Raw genomic sequence first — 19,454 nt, forward strand, 5'->3', positions numbered from 1 at the left:
GGATAGCGGTATCGCTACGACCGATAACAAGGGCAATCGCAAGAACAACGACATCCGCGTGCCGCGGGTGCGCGTGCTGGGCGCCGAGGGCGAGCAGTTGGGCATCATGGAGACCCGTGACGCCATTCGTGCCGCCGAGGAGCTGGGCATGGACCTCGTCGAGATCCAGCCGAACGGCGATCCGCCGGTCTGCAAGATCATGGATTACGGCAAGTTCAAGTTCGAAGCCCAGAAGAAGGCCCAGGCCGCCAAGAAGAAACAGAAGCAGGTCGAGATCAAGGAAGTGAAGTTCCGCCCCGTCACCGACGTGGGCGACTACGACATCAAGCTGCGCAAGATGCGCGAGTTCCTCGAGGAAGGCGACAAGGTCAAGGTGACGATCCGCTTCCGCGGTCGCGAGATGTCCCACCAGGACCTCGGCCAGAACCTGGCCCGCAAGATCCAGGCCGACATCGGCGAGGAAGGTGTGGTCGAGCAGTTCCCCCGCCTGGAAGGCCGCCAGATGGTCATGATGATCGGCCCGAAGAAGAAGGTCTGATCGGAAAGGACCCCCGTGCGTAGGAGCCCGGCTCCTACACACATCCTTAAGATTCCTGTATAGTCGCCGGCTCGGCCCGTATGGATGGGCCGAACCACCGTTCCCGGCAGGAAGGAAAGCGCGTTGCCTCCCAAGGCTCGCCGCCGGATCAGTCAGCAACCGAATACGGAGCATTCCGATGCCCAAGATCAAGACCAACCGGGCGGCCGCGAAGCGTTTTCGCAAGACCGCATCCGGCAAGTTCAAGGCCGGTCACGCCTTCAAGTCGCATATCCTGACCAAGAAGTCGACCAAGCGTAAGCGCGGCCTGCGCGCTCCCAACCACGTCAAAGCTTGCGACACCAAGGGTGTGGCTCGCATGTTGCCGTATCTCTAAGGGAGGGTTGAACCATGGCTCGTGTTAAGCGTGGCGTTACCGCCCGTCGTCGTCACAAGAAGATCATCGGCCGTGCAAAGGGCTATTACAACGCCCGCCGCAAGGTATTCCGCGTAGCCAACCAGGCCGTCATCAAGGCCGGTCAGTACGCCTACATCGGCCGCAAGCAGCGCAAGCGTCAGTTCCGCGCCCTGTGGATCGTGCGTATCAATGCCGCCGCCCGTCAGTTCGGCCTGTCGTACAGCCGCCTGATCAATGGTCTGGCCAAGGCGCAGATCACGGTCGACCGCAAGGTCCTCGCCGACCTCGCCGTACACGACATCAAGGCGTTTGGTGCGATCGCAGAGAAGGCCAAGGCCAGTCTGGCTGCGTAATCCGCTTTACCACGCGCGGTAGTCTTAATCGCGCGATGATGGATGACGTGGGGAGAAGGCCTTGCCTTCTCCCCACACTTTTTTGCGTGCCCGGAAAAAGCAGGAAAACCGATGGAATCGATCGAGCATATCGACGCGTCCCTACGGGACATCGAATCCGCCCCCTCGCTCGAGGCGCTGGATGCCGTGCGTGTGGCCTTGCTGGGCAAGAACGGCGCGGTCACCGCGGCCCTGAAGGCCCTGGGCCAGCTTTCCGGCGACGAGCGCAAGGCGCGCGGCGCCGAGGTCAATCGCGCCAAGGAGCGCCTGACCGATGCCATCGCCGCGCGCAAGCAGGCGCTGGAGCAGGCCGAACTGGACCGCCGTCTCGCCTCCGAGCGCATCGACGTGACCTTGCCGGGCCGCGACGGGGAATACGGCGGCATCCATCCGATCACCCGCGCGCTCGAGCGCATCGCCGATATCTTCGGCCGGCTCGGCTACCAGCGTGCCGACGGTCCCGAGATCGAGGACGACTGGTACAACTTCGAGGCGCTGAACTTCCCGCCGCACCATCCCGCGCGCGCCATGCACGACACCTTCTATTTCGGTGACGGGCGTCTGTTGCGCACGCACACCTCGCCGGTGCAGATCCGTTCGATGCAAGGGCGCCAGCCGCCCATCCGCATCATCGCGCCGGGCAAGGTCTATCGCAGCGATTCGGACCAGACCCATTCGCCCATGTTCCACCAGATCGAAGGCCTCCTGGTCGACGAGACCTCCAGCTTCGCCGACCTGAAGGGCACGCTGGCCGAGTTCGTGCGCGCGTTCTTCGAGCGCGATTTCGAGATGCGTTTCCGGCCAAGCTACTTTCCCTTCACCGAGCCCTCGGCCGAGGTCGACATCCGTTGGGATGCCGAGGACGGCAGTACGCGCTGGCTCGAAGTGCTCGGTTGCGGCATGGTGCATCCCACCGTGTTGAAGAACTGCGGCATCGATCCGGAGCGCTACACGGGCTTCGCCTTCGGCCTGGGCGTGGAGCGATTCGCCATGCTCCGCTATGGCGTCGGCGATCTGCGCGCGTTCTTCGAGAACGACCTGCGATTCCTGCGCCAGTTCGCCTGATCCGCATCGACGCGAGGCCGGCCCTCCGGCCGGCCACGACTCCACGTTCAACGAGCTCGCTCCCATGAAATTCTCTGAAAACTGGCTGCGCGAACTGGTCGCCATCGACGCGGATCGCGCGGCGCTGGTCCACGCGCTCACGATGTCCGGCCTGGAAGTGGAAGAGGTCACGCCGTTGGGCGAGGGCCTCGACGGCATCGTCGTCGCCGAGATCGTCGAGGCGGTGAAGCATCCTGAAGCCGACCGGCTGCAAGTGTGCAAGGTGGATGCGGGGCAGGGTGAGCCGCTGCAGATCGTCTGCGGCGCGCCCAATGCCCGTGTCGGCATCCGCGTGCCGCTGGCCACCGTTGGCGCGACGCTGCCGGGCGGGATCCAGATCAAGGCGGCGAAGCTGCGTGGCGTCGAGTCGTACGGCATGCTCTGCTCGGCCAAGGAACTCGGCATCGACGCCGATGCCTCCGGGCTGCTCGAACTGCCGCCCGATGCACCGGTTGGCAAGCCGCTGGCCGAGTACATGGGCCTGCCCGATGCCAGCATCGAACTGAAGATCACCCCGAACCGCCCCGACGTGCTTGGCCTGCATGGCCTCGCCCATGACGTGGCGGCGCTCTTCGGCAGCCAGGTGAAGGCGATCGGAACGACGGACGCGCCGGTAACCGCCAGCGCTTCCCGGCCCGTCCGGCTCGATGCGGGAGCCGATGCGCCCCGTTACCTGGGCCGCGTGATCGAGGGCGTGGACGCGACCGCGCGGTCGCCGCTGTGGCTCGCGGAGCGCCTGCGCCGTTCCGGCATCCGTCCGATCAGCGCCATCGTCGATATCACCCAGTACGTGATGCTGGAACTCGGCCACCCCATGCATGCCTTCGACAACGACACCTTGTCCGGGTCCGTGGTGGTTCGCCATGCCGACGTCGGCGAGACCCTGAAACTGCTCGACGGCAGCGAGGCGACGCTCGATCCCTCCTTCGTCGTGATCGCGGATGAAGGGCGCCCGCTCGCCGTGGGTGGCGTGATGGGCGGCCTGGATTCGCGCGTGACCGACGCCACCCGGAATATCTTCCTGGAGGCCGCCCATTTCGCCCCCTCGGCGATCATGGGGCGCGCCCGCAAGCTTGGCCTGCACACGGATGCCTCGCACCGTTACGAGCGCGGCGTCGATCCGGGCCTTCCCAAGCGTGCGATGGAGCGGGCCACCGAATTGATCCTGGCCATCGCGGGCGGAAAGGCCGGGCCGGTGACGGTCGCCGAGCGTCCGGAAGACTTGCGCGAGCACGCGCCGGTCCTGCTTCGTCATGCGCGCCTGCGCCGCGTGCTTGGTATCGAGGTTGCGGCCAGTGAGGTCGCCCGTATCTTCACCGCGCTCGGCATGGGCGTGGTCGAGGTCGCCGATGGCTGGCGCATCACGCCGCCGAGCAGCCGCTTCGACATCGAGCGCGAGGAAGACCTCATCGAGGAAGTCGCCCGTATCCACGGTTACGAGCGGATTCCCACCCACGTGCCCGCCGGCGAGATCGCCTTGCGCGCCGAGCCGGAGGCTCGTCTCACCGAGATGGCCTTGCGCGATCAGCTGGCCGCCCGCGGCTACTTCGAGGCCGTGACGTTGTCCTTCGTGAGCGCCGACCTGCTGAAGACCTGGGGCGTGGACAAGGGCCAGGTCCCCCTGGCCAACCCGCTGTCGGCCGATCTCGCCGTCATGCGCACTTCGCTCCTGCCGGGCCTGGTCGAAGCGCTGAGGCACAACCGCGCGCGCCAGCAGGATCGCGTGCGACTGTTCGAGGTCGCCCGCAGCTTCCACGCGACGGGCGGTGCGCCCGATGAAATCGGCCGCGTCGCTGTCGTCGCCTCGGGCGGCGCGCGGGCGGAGCAGTGGGGCGAGGCCTCGCGTACCGTCGACTTCTTCGACCTGAAGGGCGATCTCGATGCGCTGGTCGCCCACACGGGCGAGCCGGCGTGTTGGTCGGTGGACACCGCCGACCTGCCGTCGTGGCTGCATCCGGGGCGCGGCGCCCGCGTGCTCCGCGATGGCCGTCAGGCCGGTTTTCTGGGGGCGCTGCATCCGGCACTGGCCAAGGCGCTCGACCTTGGCCCGGACGTCCACGTGATGGAACTGGCGCTGGAACCGATCCTGGCCCGGCGCCTGCCCAGCGCCAGCCGCGTCGCCCGTTTCCCCGCGGTTCGTCGTGATATCGCGGTGGAATTGCCGGAAGAAGTGTCCTGGGCATCGGTGGAGGCCGCCGTGCGCGGCGTGCTGGGCGAGGTGCTCACGGAGATCCGCCTGTTCGACCGTTATGCGGGGAAGGGGATCGATGAAGGGCGAAAGAGTCTCGCTATGGGCTTGATTTTACAGGACGCTTCACGCACCCTTACCGACGACGATGCCGACGCTCGCGTGGCAGATGCGGTGGGGGCATTGGAGAAGACATGCAAGGCAAGACTGCGAGGATAAGATGGCGCTGACCAAGGCGGAAATGGCCGAGCGGCTTTTCCTCGACGTGGGCCTCAACAAGCGCGAGGCCAAGGAATTCGTGGACGCGTATTTCGAGGTCGTGCGCGAGGCACTGGAGCGGGGCGAGCAGGTGAAGTTGTCGGGTTTCGGCAATTTCGATCTCCGGCAGAAGAATCAGCGGCCCGGTCGGAATCCGAAGACCGGCGAGGAAATTCCCATCTCTGCCCGGCGGGTGGTCACCTTCCGTCCCGGCCAGAAACTCAAGGTAAGAGTCGAGGGCTATGCTGGATCCAGGGAATAACACCGAACTTCCGGCGATCCCGGCGAAGCGCTACTTCACCATCGGTGAGGTCAGCGAGCTTTGCGGCGTCAAGCCGCACGTCCTTCGTTACTGGGAGCAGGAGTTTCCAGCCCTCAAGCCCGTCAAGCGCCGCGGCAACCGCCGCTATTACCAGCGCCACGACGTGCTGATGATCCGCCAGATCCGCTCCCTGCTGTACGACGAGGGTTTCACCATCACCGGCGCCCGCGCCCGGCTGGAAGGCCCGCAGGCCCGCATGGAAGCCAGCATGTCGCATCAGATCGTCCGCCAGGTACGCCTGGAGCTCGAGGAAGTCCTGTCCCTCCTTCGTCGCTGATCCGCCTTCCGCAGATCGCGATGTTGCTGTTACAATCGTCCGCTCGTCGGGGTGTAGCGCAGCCTGGTAGCGCACTACGCTGGGGGTGTAGTGGTCGCGAGTTCGAATCTCGCCACCCCGACCATTATTCGAAAAGGCGTCCTTCGGGGCGCCTTTTTTCGTTTGCGAGGCAGCACGGCACATTGGTGCGAAGCGATCATCATCGTGGTTCGCTCCACATGGCTACCCCGGCAGGTCGGCCCTGACTAGCCTGCGAGGCGTTGGTAAACCAAAGGGCACCCCCATGCGTCTCACAGCTATCGCCACGGCCTGTCTGCTCGGCCTGTCCGTCGACGCCTACGCGGCCGATGTCACATCGATTTCCCGCCTCGCCGCCGGACCGGGGGACACCCTCTTCGTCGCGGACTGGAAGGCGGCGAAGGTTCATGCGCTCCAGCTGCCCCCCGCGCCACGACAGCCAGCGGGCACCGCGTTCAACATCCTCGACCTGGAGGCGCTGCTCTCAGCGCAGGTCGGTAACGCGAAGGTTACGATCGAGGATATGGTCGTCCGCCCGGGGACGGCCCAGGTGTACGTCGCCACCAGCTACGGTCCCGACAAGGCGCCCGCACTGTTCGTGGTGACCAGCGACAAGCGGGCGCGCCGTGTCGACTTGCGGTCGGCACCTTCCACGTCGGTCGCGCTGCGCGATGCGCCGACCTCGAACAGCCGGTTCTGGAAGCAGACGCCGGAGCGGAGCTTCACCGTCACCGACATGAAATGGCGTGATGGCGAACTGTTCGTGGCCGGCCTTTCGAACCAGGATTTCGCCTCGACGCTGCGGCGGGTGCGTTATCCCTTCGACGCGAAGCAGTCGATCACGTCCATCGAAATTTTCCATGGTGGCCATAACCTCATGGAGACGCGTGCGCCCATCCGTGCGATGAGCTTCGCCAACCTCGGTGGCAAGCCATACCTGATCGCCGCCTATACCTGCACGCCCCTGGTGATCATCCCGCTCGACGCATTGAAGGACGGTGCGCACGTTCGTGGGAAGACCGTCGCCGAACTTGGCTACGGCAACACCCCGGCGGGCATGGTCTCGTTCACCAAGGTGGAGCAGGGCAGGACGAGCGACTTCGTGATGCTGGTGAATTTCAATCGCGTGTCCGACGTCGTTTCCGTGGCGGAACTGGACGCGGCACGCGCCCGGCCCGGTATCGAGAAACAGGTCCCGTTCGGCCAGATCACCGGCGTCAATGTGACCGAGGCACCGCTTGCCGGTGCATTGCGCATCGATAACCTCGACGACAAGTCGTTCGCCGTCGTTCGCCGTGACCTCCAGCACGATGCGCTGCAGCTGGTGTCGATCGGGAAGGACCTGAGCTTCCGCATGTCCGACCACGTTTCGGAATACGCTTTCCCTGATTTCAGCTTCAAGGGTAACGAGTTCCAGCAACGGAACATCAAGCCGAGGCAGGACATGCTGCTGAAGGATGAAGAGTTGCCCGACCTCGTCAAGGCGCCGGAGTGATCCGTGCGCCTGCATCGACTCCTGGCTGGCACGATGTTCGTGCTGGTGCTTCCGCAGGTTCATGCCCGGTCCCCGGAGGTGCCCGTCGTGACGGTACGGCCGTCCGCCCCCGTCATCCCCGCCAACATGCTGCGGCTTTCGCTCGAGTTCGCCACGGCGCCCGAGGGTCCCGTACTGCCGGGAGTCGCGCTGTCGCATGCTGATGGAAGCGAACTACGGGAACCCTTCCTGACCCAGGAACTATGGTCGCCCGATGGACGTATCCTGACGCTTCTTCTGCATCCCGGGCGCGTGAAGAGCGGGCTGGTTGCGCGGGAATCGCTAGGACCGATCCTCGTCCCCGGGGACGATGTGGTGCTCACGCTCGACGGTCGTACGCTCAAGCAGTGGCACGTCGGGCCACCGGACCTGCATGGCCCTGTCGCATCGGCATGGCGTATCTTCCCGGTCTCGCCCGCGTCGCGGCAGTCGCTCGTGGTGCGGCTGGACGCACCGATCGATGGCAGGGATGCGGACTATTTGGCCGTCGCTGACGCCGACGATCGCCCCGTGGATGGACATGCCGAACTACTCGACGGCGAGTCGACCTGGGCCTTTACCCCCGACGCCCCCTGGCGCGCGGGCAGATACAGGCTGATGGTTCGCGGCACCCTCGAAGATCCCGCAGGCAACCGCCTGAACGGCCATTTCGAAACGCCGCTCGATGCACCCGATGCACCCGCCGTGGACGCCACGGTTGCTTTCGACATCAGCCCCACTCCAGACGTTTCCCCTTCCCCAAGGACTTCCCGATGATTCGTACTCACCGTTTCGCGCGTGCCTGCCTCACCGGCGCGTTGGCCTGTGGCATTGCCGTCGCCCTTGTCCCCGTCTCCGCATTCGCCGCGGCGCCCATGGTCCATACGCAGGCGCCGGGCTACTACCGCCTGATGGTCGGCGATGTCGAGGTTACCGCCCTCAATGACGGCACGATCGACTTCCCGATGGAACAGCTGCTGATCGGCCTTTCGTCCGAGCAGATCGCGTCGGCGTACCGCAAGGCGTTCCAGACGCTGCCTGCCGAGTCGTCGATGAACCAATTCCTCATCAATACCGGTGGCAAGCTCGTTCTGGTGGACGCCGGCGCGGGGTCGTTCTACGGCCCGACCCTCGGCAACACGATCGACAACCTCAAGGCGGCGGGCTATTCACCCGACCAGGTCGACGAGGTCGTGATCACGCACATGCACGCCGACCATATCGGCGGCTTGCTGCGGAATGGCGAACGTGCCTTCCCGAACGCGACCATCCGTCTCGACAAGGCCGAGTACGATTTCTGGATGAACCCGGCCAATCGTGCGAAGGCACCCGAAGGCGTGCGGGTAAGCTTCGATGTCGCCCAAAAGGTATTCGCTCCGTACATCGCCTCCGGCAAGGTGCAGGTCTTCAAGGGCGGCACGGAGATCGTGCCGGGTATACGTGCCGTCGCCGCGCCGGGACATACCCCGGGACACAGCTTCTATATCGTGGAGAGCAAGGGCGCCACCCTGGTGCTGTGGGGTGACGTGGTGCATTCCGCGGCGGTGCAATTCCGTGATCCCTTCGTGCGGATCGCGTGGGACAGCGACAACCATGAAGCCGAGCGCGCCCGCGAGGCGGCGTTCGCCGACGCGGCGAAGAACGGTTACATGATCGGGGCGGCACACTTGCCGTTCCCCTCGTTCGGGCATATCGCACGAGCGGAAGACGGCAAGGGCTATGTCTATGTCCCGCTGAACTACACACAGAATCGCCCCGGCATCTAACCGCCCTCAAGCTTCCCGTCCCCCGGCCGCTAAGCTTGCAGAGCCGCAAGGCCGGTCGGGGTGCGCCATGAGTATCGAAGACATCATCCGCGAGGACGACATCGGGGTTTACAAGACCCTGCTGGAGTCCACGCGCGCCATCCCCTGGAAGATCGACTGGGAGACCCTGCGTTTTGCCTACATAGGCCCCCAGATCGAGGAATTGCTGGGTTGGGCGCCACAGTCCTGGGCCACGGTGCAGGATTGGGCCGACCGCATGCATCCGGAAGACCGGGCATGGGTCTTCGACTTCTGCGTTGCCCAGTCGCAGGCCGGGGTGGACCACGAGGCCGATTATCGTGCGCTGCGCAAGGACGGTGAGTACGTCTGGATTCGCGATGTGGTGCACGTGGTGCGCAACCCGGACGGAAGCCCGAATGCGCTGATCGGCTTCATGTTCGACATCAGCGAGCGCAAGCGCACCGAAGAGCGCCTGCTCGACATGCAGCGCGAACTCGAGGAATTGTCGTTCAAGGACGGCCTTACCGGCGTCGCCAATCGACGCCGTTTCGACATGATCGTGGAAAACGAATGGCGGGAGGCGGTGGCCAGCGGACAAGCCATCTCGGTCGTCGTGCTCGATATCGACTTCTTCAAGCAATACAACGATCACTACGGGCACCTGGAAGGCGACGAGTGCCTGAAACGCGTGGCGGCGGCACTCGCCGGCATCGTGCGCAGCCCGCGCGACCTGCTTTGCCGGTTCGGCGGCGAGGAATTCGTGTTGTTGTTACCGGGCACGGACGAAGCCACCGCCATGGCGTTGGCCTGGCGTTGCCTCGACCTCGTCGACAAGGCACTGATCCCCCATGCGGGCGTGGGCGCGGGAAAGCGCCTGACCCTGAGCGCGGGCGTGCACACCACCGTTCCTACGGAACGCGACGAAGTGCTGCCGTTCATCGCGGTAGCCGACCGCCGCTTGTATCTCGCCAAGGAACGTGGCCGTGCCCGCGTCGTCGCCGACGGTGGCCTTTAAGAAGCTATGGCGGGCTCAGTAAAGCGCGCGAGCCCGCAGCGTTCCCTCGATCGCCGCCAGTTCGTTACGCAACGCGGCGGCATGTTCTTCGGTGGTGCTGACGTCGATCACGACGTAGCCGACCTGCGACGAGGTTTGCAGGTACTGGCCATCGATGTTCACGGCGGCACGCGAGAACACCTCGTTCACCCGCGAGAGCACGCCGGGGATATTGCGGTGGATATGCAGCAGGCGGCGGCTTGTCGGGTGCCCCGGCAGGGACACCTCGGGGAAGTTCACGGCCGATAGCGTGCTGCCGTTGTCGCTGTAGCGAACCAGCTTGGAGGCGACCTCGATACCGATGTTCTCCTGGGCCTCGGCCGTGCTCCCGCCGACGTGTGGAGTGAGGATCACGTTGTCCATGCCGACGAGCGGGGAGACGAAGGGATCGTCGTTGCCCTTGGGCTCCACCGGAAAGACGTCGATCGCCGCGCCGGCGAGGTGCTTCGAACGCAGGGCGGCGGCCAGTGCGTCGATGTCGACGACCGTGCCGCGCGAGGCGTTCACCAGCATGGAGCCGGGCCGCATGCGTGCGAGTTCCGCCGCGCCGATGAGGTTTCTCGTCTGCGGCGTTTCGGGTACGTGCAGCGTCACCACGTCGGCGCGTTCGAGAAGGTCGTCCAGGCTCGCCGCCGGACGGGCATTGCCGAGCGAAAGCTTCGCTTCGACATCGTGGAAGATCACGCGCATGCCCAGCGATTCCGCCAGTACGCCCACCTGGGTACCGATGTGGCCGTAACCGACGATGCCCAGCACCTTGTCGCGCACCTCGAAGCTGCCCGCCGCCGACTTCGACCAGCCACCGCGATGGCATTCGGCATTTTTCTCGGGGATGCGGCGGACCAGCATGATCGTCTCGGCGATGACCAGTTCGGCGACGCTACGGGTATTGGAGTAGGGGGCATTGAACACCGGCACGCCCAACCGCTCGGCCTCCGCCGTATCGACCTGGTTGGTACCGATGCAGAAGCAACCCACCGCGATCAGGCGCCGTGCCTCCGCCAGGACGCCGGCGGTGAGGTGGGTGCGCGAGCGGATGCCGACGATGTGCGCGTCCGCGATGCGCTCGCGAAGTTCGTCCTCCGGCAGCGACTTCTCGTGGAACTCGATCTGTGAGTAGCCGGCCTGGCGGAAGGTATCCAGGGCGCTCCGGCTGACGCCTTCGAGCAGCAACACCTTGATGTCTTCTTTCGGGTACGACGTGCGCTTCATGGTTCGGGGCGATCCTGGGGGGAAGACCCCACTATGCCAGATACACGGGGCGGGGCGGACCATGGACGCTCGCCGCCTGTGCTGGCACGCTGGAGCCCCCGCCGAGTGAACCGCCCCATGACCGACCCGCGCCTGTCCGAGCTTGCCCATCTCCTGCCGGAACTGAAGATTTCCACCGACCCGGGCGACCTGGAGCATCACGGCCGCGACTGGACCCGGCGCTGGACGCCGGAGCCACTCGCGATCGCGTGGCCGTCGTCCATCGAAGAGGTGCAGGGCGTCGTGCGCTGGGCAAATGCTCAGGGAGTCGCCGTGGTGCCTTCCGGGGGCCGTACCGGCCTGTCGGGCGGTGCCGTGGCGGCGAACGGGGAGCTGGTGCTCAGCCTCGACCGGATGAACCGCGTGCTCGGTTTCGACCCGATCGACCGCACGCTGACGGTGCAGCCGGGCATCGCGCTGGAAGCGGTACACAACGCCGCGCGTGAGCGGGGGTTGCTGTATCCGGTGGATTTCGCCGCGCGTGGGTCATGCCAGATCGGTGGCAACATCGCCACCAATGCCGGCGGTATCCGGGTGATCCGCTATGGCAATACCCGGCAGTGGATCGCCGGGCTCAAGGTGGTGACGGGTACGGGCGACGTGCTCGACCTCAATCGAGGCCTCGTCAAGAACGCTTCCGGCTACGACCTTCGCCACCTCGTCATCGGCTCGGAAGGTACCCTCGGCATCGTGGTCGAGGCCACGTTGTCGCTCACCTCGCCGCCGCCACCCTCGCAGGTGATGCTGCTGGCGGTGCCCGCGATGGATGCGCTGATGAAGGTTTTCGCGGAGGCGCGGCACCGGCTTCGTCTGGAGGCCTTCGAGTTCTTCACCGACAGGGCGTTGCACCATGTGCTCGCGCATGGCGCGCAACGGCCGTTCGACGAGACACACCCTTTCTACGTGGTCACCGAGTTCGACGCGGCCGACGAGCGTGCCGAAGCCGATGCGCTGGCCTTCTTCGAGTTCTGCCTCGGCGAGGGGTGGGTGGTCGATGGCGCGATCAGTTCGAGCGAAGGGCAGGCCGCCGCCTTGTGGCGCCTGCGCGAGGGCATCACCGAAAGCCTCGCGCCGCACAAGCCCTACAAGAACGATGTGTCGGTGCGGATCTCCGCCGTGCCGGCGTTCATGGCGGAAATGCAGGACCTGCTGTCTGCCGAGTATCCGCATTTCGACGTCGTCTGGTTCGGCCACATCGGCGACGGAAACCTGCACATCAACGTGCTCAAGCCCGCCGACCTCGACAACGCCGTGTTCGTCGGGCAATGCGAGCACGTGACCTCGATGCTGGTGGAGACCCTGGCCCGGCACGGCGGCTCGATTTCCGCCGAACACGGCATCGGGCTGGTGAAGAAGCCCTGGCTCGGCAGCGTCCGCAGCGAGGTCGAGATCGCCCTGATGCGCGGGATAAAGGCGGTGTGGGATCCCAACGGCATCATGAACCCCGGGAAGCTCCTGTAAGAGCCGCATTCGCTGTGGTGGGAGCCGACCTTGTGGTGGGAGCCGCTTCAGCGGCGATGGACGTGTGGCATCCCGCGGCTCGCCCGGTTAGCCTTCCCTTCCTCCCCAAACTCCGCAGGACCCCGCCTCATGGCCCAGGATTCCCCCGCCCTCTACCCGGCGATCGAGCCGTACAACAGCGGCATGCTCAAGGTGTCGCCGCTGCACACCCTCTACTACGAGGAAAGCGGCAATCCGAAGGGCAAGCCGGTGGTATTCCTGCACGGTGGACCGGGCGGTGGCACGAATCCGCGATGCCGGCGCTTCTTCGATCCAGCGAAATACCGCATCGTGCTGTTCGACCAGCGCGGATGTGGCAAGTCCACGCCGCATGCCGAACTCACCGATAACACCACCTGGGACCTCGTCGCGGACATCGAGCGGGTGCGGGAACACCTGGGCATCGATCGGTGGCAGGTATTCGGGGGCTCGTGGGGCTCCACGCTGGCCCTGGCCTATGCCGAAACCCATCCCGGCCGGGTTACCGAACTCGTGTTGCGCGGCATCTTCATGCTTCGCCGTTCGGAGCTGGAATGGTTCTACCAGGACGGCTGCAGCCAACTCTATCCCGACGCGTGGGAAACCTATCTGGGCGCGATTCCGCAGGCGGAACACGGCGACCTCATCAGCGCCTACCATCGACGCCTGACCAGTGCCGACCCGGCGGTGCGTGTCGCCGCGGCGCGCGCGTGGTCGGTGTGGGAAGGGGCCACGAGCTACCTGTACCAGGACCCGGGCCATATCGCGTCAAGCGGTGAGGACGAGTTCGCGCTCGCCTTCGCGCGCATCGAATGCCATTACTTCGTCAACGCCGGCTTCTTCGAGGTCGACGGACAGCTGCTTCGCGACGTGCACAAGATCCGGCACATCCCGACGGTGATCGTGCAGGGACGCTACGACGTGGTGTGTCCCGCACGCAGCGCGTGGGACCTGCACCGTGCCTTCCCCGAAGCCGACCTGCGGATCGTGCAGGACGCGGGACACTCGGCGTTCGAGCCGGGTATAGCGCGGGAGTTGGTGAGTGCGACGGACCGCTTCGCCAGCTGACGAAGTCAGGTATGCGGACTGCTCTACTGTGGGAGCCGACCCTGTCGGCGATGGGTGTTTGCCGGAACCTGGCCCGCGGCCGCGGGATCGCCGCTGAAGCGGCTCCCCCCAGGTTGAGGTAGCTCCCGGAAGGAAGGAGGGCGCCCGGCGGGATCGCCGGGCGCCGTTCGATCAGAACAAGCCGAGCGGCAGGGTCAGCAGGTCGACCACGAATCCGTCGTGGTCCGACGAGCCGATGGCCTTGTGCACGTCGGTGGCCGTCGCCGAGTCGTCCAGCGTCTGTACCGGCGCATCGAGGTTGCCGCGGCCGTACTTCATCTGCAGGAACAGGCCCTGCGCGACGGTGTTGAGCAACGCGTGGTCGAGCACCTGGTGGGTCGGCACCTGGCGCGGGCTCTGGCCCTGGATGTTGCCGAAGTTCTCGGTGAACAGGAACGAATAGCGGTCATCCGGCGGCACCGAGTTCACGGCGTTCCAGAGTGCCGGCTTCACCAGGTTCGTGCCGAGCTTCAGCAGGTTCTGGTTGTCGTCGTAACGGCCGGAGATCAGGCCGACGACATCGGTGAAGCCGTCGCTGAACTGGTAGGCGTTGAAGTCGCCGACCACCAGCAGGGGTGCTAGCCGGTTCTTGCGGTCGGTCTGGATCGCCTGCACCTGGGTCGCCAGCGACTTCGCTTGCAGGAAGCGCTTCTGGCGGTCGCGATCGGCCGTGCTGCCGGTCTTGTCCACGTTCTGGCGTGCCTTCGGATGGACCGAGATCACGTTGATGCGCATCCGGCCGACGATCGAGGGCACTTCCGCGGTCAGCAGCAGCGGCGGGTGGTCGTGGATGAACGCCGTCTGGCCCTGGTCCTGCCAGGTCTCGTCGGCGCCGAGCTGGCGGACGTCGAGCACGCGCACGCGATCCGTGCGGACGAGGAAGCCCACGTTGATGCCGCTGGGGTCGTGACCCGGCTGCAGGATCGCCTCGTACTGGACCGGGTAGTCGTCACCCAGCTGCTTGGCCAGACCCTGCAGCACCTGCAGGCTCTTCACTTCCTCCACCGAGAGGATGTCCGGCAGCTTCAGCACACCGCCGATATAGGCCGACAGGCGCTGGGTCTTCAGCTTCACCTCGTCCGCCGTCGGCTCGGTGTCGCCGCCGCTGCAGGTAAAGGTCGTGTTGAAGTCCGTGTCGCAGAAACGCTCGGTATTCAGCCCACCGACGCGCACCGCATAGAACGGACGCGAATCGACCGCACGCGGCAACGTCGCCGCCTTCTTGATGTCGATCTTCGTCGGGATGAAGGTATACATGCCGAAGGCGTACGACATCACGCCTTCCGCCCGGAAGGTGGTGCCCGCGTTGAACGGCGTGTCGGGCGCGACGGCACCGAAGTCGGCGGTGTTCATCTTGAACACCTGCGGATTGCCCGACCAGTTCGGCAGGTTCACGCCATCCGGCACGGGAACGGTGTAGCGCACGCCCGGCTGGCGCAAGGAGCGCTTGCCATTGGCGGTTACGTACACCTCGGCGAACGGCTCGTTGCTGAAGCGCAGGTTGCCCGTGGTGATCATGCCGTTGTCGATCGTGACGCGCATGCCGACATAGCACTGGAAGTTCGTCTCGCCGCAGGACAGCGCGTTCGGGTCCGACGACGGCACGTTGTTGCCGAAGGTCACGGCCTTCGGCAGACGGGCGCCGCGCATCGTGGTGGTGACCGTGGCGTTCTTCAGTTCCGGCAGATTGAAGTAGTTGTCGACCGTCGCCTCGACGTCGACCACGTCGCCGGCCTTCACGGCGGGCGCGCTGCTGGTGAAGACGTAGATGCCGTTCGAGGTCAGGCGATCGTCGTCGGCTCGATTGTCAGGCGTCTGGATCGTGAAGCCCGCCGGGCCCACCGCGGTGACGACATTGCCATGCGTGGAAACCCGCTTGCCAACGAGCGGCGACACCTGGCCGTGGCCGGTGACCTGCCAGATTTCGGCGGCGATCGGGATCTCGTTGAGGATGGCGCCGATGGCGGAGGCCTTGGCGATCGTCACGTCGCCGCCGGAGACGTCCGACAGGTTCACGCGGAACGCCCTGTCCGGACCGGCGGCCTTGGCGCCGTGCACGGTGACCTCGACGGTGCCGCTGGTGGCACCCGCCGGAATGGTCAGCGTGGTGTTCACGGCGTCGTAGTCGCCGGCAGCGACGGTGGCGGTATCGTCGGCGGTCGCGGCGTGGACGGTGACGTCGGCCGGAGCCGGTTCGCTCAGCGATATCGTGAACGGCATCTGCTGGTCGTCGCCGTTGCGCACGCTGATCGTCGCGTCGGCGATCGACAGGCTTCGTCCCAGCACCGCGCACGGAGACGTGCTGGCGTGGGGTGCGGTCGGGGCGACCTTCACCCAGTCGGCCGAGTTGTCGCCGGTGGATTGCGGTAAGCCGTTACCGGTGGTCTTGCGGGCGTAGCCCTGGTCGGTATTCGAGCTGCCGAGGCTGGCCAGCGGCATGCCGAGCTTGTAGGCCGAGCCGGCGCTGAGACCGACCTGGTCGATCGTCGCACCCGATCCGTCGAGCAGGGCAAGGCCACCGTCATCGGTGACGCCTGTCGAATACTTGATGTCCGGCACGACGCTGCCCGAGTAACCCGAGCTTGCGCCATTGGCCAGCAGCAGGAAACAGCCCGGCGCCACCGTGGTGCCGGCGGGAAGGGTCAGGCGCGTGCCGGTGGTGCCGCTCGCGTTCGACGCGTTGAGCTTGTAGCCAGAGACGTCCAGTGGTGCGGCGCCGGTGTTCTGCAGCTCCACGAATTCATCGTTGCCGCCGGATGGCCCGCGGACGCGAAACTGGGTGATGGATAGATCGGCCGCCTGCAACGGAAGTACGGCGGTGAGTCCTGCCAGCGCTGCCCAGATGGCGCGCCGTGACGTGGTCGAACGCATTCGATGTCCCCTCGAGTCGTTGATGGTTGCGACCCGAAAGCACCGCGCCATCCCCTGACGTGGCGTTCCCCTGCCGGTTCGCTCGCGGAGTGTGCCTCAGTTTTATGACAGCGGGATGTGACGGAAACGGCGACTCCGTGGGCTCAGGACGGCTTTTGCTTGGTCCCGAAGATCTTGTCGCCGGCATCGCCGAGGCCGGGGAGGATGTAGCCCAGTTCGTTCAGGCGGTCGTCGATCGAGGCCACGTAGATCTCGATGTCGGGATGGGCGGCCTCGATGCGCTTCAGCCCTTCGGGCGCCGCGACCAGGAACAGGCCCTTGATCTTCCGTGCGCCGGCGGCCTTCAGCATGTCGACGGTCGCGACCAAGGTGCCCGCCGTGGCGAGCATGGGATCGACGATGATGGCGGTGCGTTCGTCCATGCCCCCGCTGAGCTTCTCGTAATAGGCGACGGGCTCCAGGGTTTCCTCGTCGCGCTGCAGGCCGACCACGCTGACCTTGGCCGCCGGGATCATTTCCAGGACCCCGGTGAGCATACCGAGGCCGGCGCGCAGGATAGGCACGATGGTGACCTTCTTGCCCTTGATATGGGTGACCTCGACCGGGCCTGCCCAGCCTTCGATGGTCTTGCACTCCGTCTCCATGTCCGCCGTGGCCTCGTAGGTCAGCAGCGCCGCGACCTCGGAGGCGAGCTCACGGAATTCCTTCGTGCTGATCCCGGCGCGGCGCATGAGACCGAGCTTGTGCTGGATGAGGGGGTGGCGGACTTCGACGATTTTCATGGGGGCGCGGATTCGGCGGCGACGATGCGGGAATTGTCGCATGGACGGTGCCGGCCGCCCTCGAAGCATCGCCGACAGGGTCGGCTCCCACCGAGGTGTGGCTCAGGTGGGAGCCGACCTTGTCGGCGATCCCGCGGCAGCGGGCCAGTCCGCCTCGGCCTGCTCAGCCCTTCAGGCAGGTGCTCATGTACGCCTTGCGCTCATCACCCTTCAGGCCCTTCGCGGAGGCGTCCTTGTTGCAGGACTTCATCTTGTCCTGCTGCGTGGCCTTCGCCGGCGCCTCGCCTTTCAGGCAACTGCTCATGAACGTCTTGCGCTCGTCGCCCTTCTTGCCGGCGGCCTGCGAATTGCACGTACTCATGCGCTGCTGTTGCGGCGTGAGGTCCTTCTTGGCGGGTGCTTGCTGCGGCGCGGCGACCGCGCCGGCAGCGAAAGCGAGGAGGGAGGCAACGACAACGACACGAAGCTGCGTACGCATGGCAAACCCCTACGTGACGCCGGCAATCCGGCCGGTGGAGCTTACGCCGGTCAGGCTGCCTTCGTCGACGACGCCGAGCGGCGTGGGCCTTCCTTCAATGCGTGGCGTATCTCGTCCACGATGAGGTCGACCTCGGCACTCGTGACGCGGAAGTGCGGGGTGAAGCGCAGCGAGTTCGCGCCGCCGTGGATCACGCCGATGCCGCGCTCGCGCATGTATTCCTCGGTGGAACCCTCGCCATAGCACTTGAACTCCGGCGCCAGCTCGCAGGAGAACAGCAGTCCGGTGCCTTGCACCTTGGTGATCAGGCCGCCGAGCTCGCCCTTCAGCGCTTCGATCTTGCGGACGAACTCCTGGCCGCGTTCGACGATATTGCGCCGGACCTCGTCGGTGAGTTCCTGCAAGGTGGCCACGGCGACGTCGAGCGCGCGCGGATTCGCGGTCATCGTGTTGCCGTAGATGCCCTTTCGGTACAGCCCTGCCACGCGATCGGTCACGGCAAGCACGGACAGCGGATACTGGCCGGCGTTGAGTGCCTTGGAGAAGGTCTCCATGTCCGGCGCTTCCAGCGACTCGAAGCCCGGGTAGTCCACGATCGACAAGACGCCGTGCGCGCGCAAACCCGCCTGGATCGAGTCGACCAGCAGCAAGGTGCCGTGTTCGCGCGTGAGTTCGCGCGCGGCGGCGTAGAACTCCGGCGTGAGCGCGCGGCCCGGGTCGCCTTCACCCATCACTGGCTCGAGGAACATCGCTTCGATGAACCAGCCCTGGCGGTCCGCTTCGGCGAACGCCGCCTTCAACTGGGCCACGTTGTACGGCTCGACCGTGATCAGGCTGTCCTCGTTGCGGAAGCTCGCCAGGTGTTGCTGGTAGTTCCGGCGCGACGAATCCGAATAGAGGGCGGGGCGCTCGGTGCGGCCGTGGAAGGCGCCCTTCACGGCCAGCCGCTTGATCGTGCGTGCCGCATGGCGTGCACCCGGGTCCGTCATCAGGCGAGCATTGACGTCGGCGATGCGCGCCGCCAGCGTGACCGATTCCGATCCGGAGTTGAGGTACATGAAGTGCGAATAAGGGCTGCCGCCACGCGTCCGGCCCAGTTCCTTGAACAAGGCGTTGGACAGGCGCAATTGCGAGACGTTGGCCGTCATCACGTTGGCCATCACTTGCGGACGCGACATGGCCTCGACGATGTGTTCGGGATTATGGCCGAAGCCGAGCATGCCGTAGCCGCCGTTGTCGTGCAGCACGGCTCCCTTCAGCGTCACGATCCATGGCCCGCGCGCGGCGGCCGGCACATAGGGATTCACACCGTCGTCGGGATAGAAGTTGACCAGGGACGACTGCACGCGCTGGATCTGTTCGGCCTCGTCCAGACGAAGCAGGTCGCCGAACTCGGCGCGCAAGGCCTGGTGATAGGCCACTGCATCTTCGATGGCGCGAACGAGGGAAGGGTCGATCGCGGCGAAACGCTCGATCGTTTCATCCGGCAGGCCACGCGTGCGCGGCGTGCCGCCGAAGTCGCGCATCGCGCGCAGAAGATCGATGACGCCCATAACCCACTCCTCGACTGGTGACGCGGCCCGGTTTCGATTCAATCCCTAAGGCGCCGCTAAGTATCTATATGTAAAGGGATTATTCGCCCAGCATAGCATGCGGTTT

The 19,454-nt window shown here is 65.6% G+C and carries 18 protein-coding genes and 1 tRNA gene; 14 read left to right on the forward strand and 5 right to left on the reverse strand.

Annotation, left to right across the window (positions count from 1 at the left end):
* Nucleotides 1-10 precede the first annotated feature (10 nt).
* The 12 genes from infC (at nt 11) to J2T07_RS12215 (ending at nt 9,788) form a co-directional block, all read left to right on the forward strand.
* Nucleotides 11-538: a translation initiation factor IF-3 gene (gene infC / locus J2T07_RS12160; RefSeq protein ID WP_430539362.1), complete on the forward strand. Its 528-nt coding sequence runs from the start codon at nt 11-13 to the stop codon at nt 536-538.
* Nucleotides 539-716: 178 nt separating this feature from the next.
* Nucleotides 717-914, forward strand: coding sequence for a 50S ribosomal protein L35 (rpmI, locus tag J2T07_RS12165; RefSeq protein WP_036114929.1), 198 nt, complete (start codon nt 717-719; stop codon nt 912-914).
* A gap of 14 nt (nt 915-928) precedes the next feature.
* Nucleotides 929-1,288 carry a 50S ribosomal protein L20 gene (rplT, locus tag J2T07_RS12170; RefSeq protein WP_306850326.1) on the forward strand — a complete coding sequence of 120 codons (360 nt, stop codon included), beginning with the start codon at nt 929-931 and terminating at the stop codon, nt 1,286-1,288.
* Between the two features lie 111 nt (nt 1,289-1,399).
* Nucleotides 1,400-2,392 carry a phenylalanine--tRNA ligase subunit alpha gene (gene pheS, locus J2T07_RS12175; protein WP_306850328.1) on the forward strand — a complete coding sequence of 331 codons (993 nt, stop codon included), beginning with the start codon at nt 1,400-1,402 and terminating at the stop codon, nt 2,390-2,392.
* Between the two features lie 64 nt (nt 2,393-2,456).
* Nucleotides 2,457-4,838 (forward strand): phenylalanine--tRNA ligase subunit beta, encoded by a 2,382-nt coding sequence (pheT, locus tag J2T07_RS12180; RefSeq protein ID WP_306850331.1) that lies wholly within the window; start codon nt 2,457-2,459, stop codon nt 4,836-4,838.
* A gap of 1 nt (nt 4,839) precedes the next feature.
* The gene (gene ihfA / locus J2T07_RS12185) at nt 4,840-5,139 is read left to right on the forward strand and encodes an integration host factor subunit alpha (protein WP_036114917.1); all 300 of its coding nucleotides are present in this window, start codon (nt 4,840-4,842) and stop codon (nt 5,137-5,139) included.
* Nucleotides 5,120-5,476: a MerR family transcriptional regulator gene (locus J2T07_RS12190; RefSeq protein ID WP_306850338.1), complete on the forward strand. Its 357-nt coding sequence runs from the start codon at nt 5,120-5,122 to the stop codon at nt 5,474-5,476. Before ihfA ends, J2T07_RS12190 begins: the two co-directional genes overlap by 20 nt.
* 47 nt (nt 5,477-5,523) lie before the next feature.
* Nucleotides 5,524-5,600: transfer RNA gene (locus J2T07_RS12195), tRNA-Pro, on the forward strand.
* 159 nt (nt 5,601-5,759) lie between these two features.
* Nucleotides 5,760-6,989 (forward strand): hypothetical protein, encoded by a 1,230-nt coding sequence (locus J2T07_RS12200; protein ID WP_306850340.1) that lies wholly within the window; start codon nt 5,760-5,762, stop codon nt 6,987-6,989.
* A 3-nt stretch (nt 6,990-6,992) separates the two neighbouring features.
* The gene (locus tag J2T07_RS12205; RefSeq protein WP_306850341.1) at nt 6,993-7,784 is read left to right on the forward strand and encodes a hypothetical protein; all 792 of its coding nucleotides are present in this window, start codon (nt 6,993-6,995) and stop codon (nt 7,782-7,784) included.
* Nucleotides 7,781-8,773: an MBL fold metallo-hydrolase gene (locus J2T07_RS12210; protein ID WP_306850342.1), complete on the forward strand. Its 993-nt coding sequence runs from the start codon at nt 7,781-7,783 to the stop codon at nt 8,771-8,773. The genes J2T07_RS12205 and J2T07_RS12210 overlap by 4 nt, the downstream gene beginning before the upstream one ends.
* A 67-nt stretch (nt 8,774-8,840) precedes the next feature.
* Entirely contained in the window at nt 8,841-9,788 is a 948-nt protein-coding gene (locus J2T07_RS12215) for a GGDEF domain-containing protein (RefSeq protein WP_306850343.1), read from the forward strand.
* Between the two features lie 15 nt (nt 9,789-9,803).
* On the opposite strand, the gene serA is transcribed toward J2T07_RS12215, so the two are convergent.
* Nucleotides 9,804-11,039, reverse strand: coding sequence for a phosphoglycerate dehydrogenase (gene serA / locus J2T07_RS12220; RefSeq protein WP_306850344.1), 1,236 nt, complete (start codon nt 11,037-11,039; stop codon nt 9,804-9,806).
* A gap of 117 nt (nt 11,040-11,156) precedes the next feature.
* Here serA and J2T07_RS12225 point away from each other — a divergent pair, with 117 nt between their 5' ends.
* On the forward strand, nt 11,157-12,539 hold the full coding sequence (locus tag J2T07_RS12225; RefSeq protein WP_306850345.1) for an FAD-binding oxidoreductase: 1,383 nt from the start codon (nt 11,157-11,159) through the stop codon (nt 12,537-12,539).
* A 129-nt stretch (nt 12,540-12,668) separates the two neighbouring features.
* The gene (gene pip / locus J2T07_RS12230; protein WP_306850346.1) at nt 12,669-13,625 is read left to right on the forward strand and encodes a prolyl aminopeptidase; all 957 of its coding nucleotides are present in this window, start codon (nt 12,669-12,671) and stop codon (nt 13,623-13,625) included.
* Nucleotides 13,626-13,796: 171 nt separating this feature from the next.
* Here the strand turns inward: pip and J2T07_RS12235 are convergent, their stop codons facing one another.
* The 4 genes from J2T07_RS12235 to J2T07_RS12250 form a co-directional block, all read right to left on the reverse strand.
* Entirely contained in the window at nt 13,797-16,535 is a 2,739-nt protein-coding gene (locus tag J2T07_RS12235) for a lamin tail domain-containing protein (RefSeq protein WP_306850347.1), read from the reverse strand.
* A gap of 143 nt (nt 16,536-16,678) precedes the next feature.
* Nucleotides 16,679-17,317, reverse strand: coding sequence for a uracil phosphoribosyltransferase (upp, locus tag J2T07_RS12240; RefSeq protein ID WP_306850348.1), 639 nt, complete (start codon nt 17,315-17,317; stop codon nt 16,679-16,681).
* Between the two features lie 163 nt (nt 17,318-17,480).
* The gene (locus J2T07_RS12245; RefSeq protein ID WP_306850349.1) at nt 17,481-17,795 is read right to left on the reverse strand and encodes a PsiF family protein; all 315 of its coding nucleotides are present in this window, start codon (nt 17,793-17,795) and stop codon (nt 17,481-17,483) included.
* A gap of 50 nt (nt 17,796-17,845) precedes the next feature.
* The gene (locus tag J2T07_RS12250) at nt 17,846-19,348 is read right to left on the reverse strand and encodes an aminotransferase class III-fold pyridoxal phosphate-dependent enzyme (RefSeq protein ID WP_306850350.1); all 1,503 of its coding nucleotides are present in this window, start codon (nt 19,346-19,348) and stop codon (nt 17,846-17,848) included.
* Nucleotides 19,349-19,454 lie beyond the last annotated feature (106 nt).

The sequence above is a fragment of the Luteibacter jiangsuensis genome (assembly GCF_030812295.1).
Classification (GTDB): Bacteria; Pseudomonadota; Gammaproteobacteria; order Xanthomonadales; family Rhodanobacteraceae; genus Luteibacter; species Luteibacter jiangsuensis_A.

What these genes read in the sequence shown, in the direction of transcription:
- rpmI (WP_036114929.1), top strand. Translation starts at nt 717, where the DNA reads ATGCCCAAGATCAAGACCAACCGGGCGGCCGCGAAGCGTTTTCGCAAG.
- rplT (WP_306850326.1), top strand. Translation starts at nt 929, where the DNA reads ATGGCTCGTGTTAAGCGTGGCGTTACCGCCCGTCGTCGTCACAAGAAG.
- pheS (WP_306850328.1), top strand. Translation starts at nt 1,400, where the DNA reads ATGGAATCGATCGAGCATATCGACGCGTCCCTACGGGACATCGAATCC.
- pheT (WP_306850331.1), top strand. Translation starts at nt 2,457, where the DNA reads ATGAAATTCTCTGAAAACTGGCTGCGCGAACTGGTCGCCATCGACGCG.
- ihfA (WP_036114917.1), top strand. Translation starts at nt 4,840, where the DNA reads ATGGCGCTGACCAAGGCGGAAATGGCCGAGCGGCTTTTCCTCGACGTG.
- J2T07_RS12190 (WP_306850338.1), top strand. Translation starts at nt 5,120, where the DNA reads ATGCTGGATCCAGGGAATAACACCGAACTTCCGGCGATCCCGGCGAAG.
- J2T07_RS12200 (WP_306850340.1), top strand. Translation starts at nt 5,760, where the DNA reads ATGCGTCTCACAGCTATCGCCACGGCCTGTCTGCTCGGCCTGTCCGTC.
- J2T07_RS12210 (WP_306850342.1), top strand. Translation starts at nt 7,781, where the DNA reads ATGATTCGTACTCACCGTTTCGCGCGTGCCTGCCTCACCGGCGCGTTG.
- J2T07_RS12215 (WP_306850343.1), top strand. Translation starts at nt 8,841, where the DNA reads ATGAGTATCGAAGACATCATCCGCGAGGACGACATCGGGGTTTACAAG.
- serA (WP_306850344.1), bottom strand. Translation starts at nt 11,039, where the DNA reads ATGAAGCGCACGTCGTACCCGAAAGAAGACATCAAGGTGTTGCTGCTC.
- J2T07_RS12225 (WP_306850345.1), top strand. Translation starts at nt 11,157, where the DNA reads ATGACCGACCCGCGCCTGTCCGAGCTTGCCCATCTCCTGCCGGAACTG.
- pip (WP_306850346.1), top strand. Translation starts at nt 12,669, where the DNA reads ATGGCCCAGGATTCCCCCGCCCTCTACCCGGCGATCGAGCCGTACAAC.
- J2T07_RS12235 (WP_306850347.1), bottom strand. Translation starts at nt 16,535, where the DNA reads ATGCGTTCGACCACGTCACGGCGCGCCATCTGGGCAGCGCTGGCAGGA.
- upp (WP_306850348.1), bottom strand. Translation starts at nt 17,317, where the DNA reads ATGAAAATCGTCGAAGTCCGCCACCCCCTCATCCAGCACAAGCTCGGT.
- J2T07_RS12245 (WP_306850349.1), bottom strand. Translation starts at nt 17,795, where the DNA reads ATGCGTACGCAGCTTCGTGTCGTTGTCGTTGCCTCCCTCCTCGCTTTC.
- J2T07_RS12250 (WP_306850350.1), bottom strand. Translation starts at nt 19,348, where the DNA reads ATGGGCGTCATCGATCTTCTGCGCGCGATGCGCGACTTCGGCGGCACG.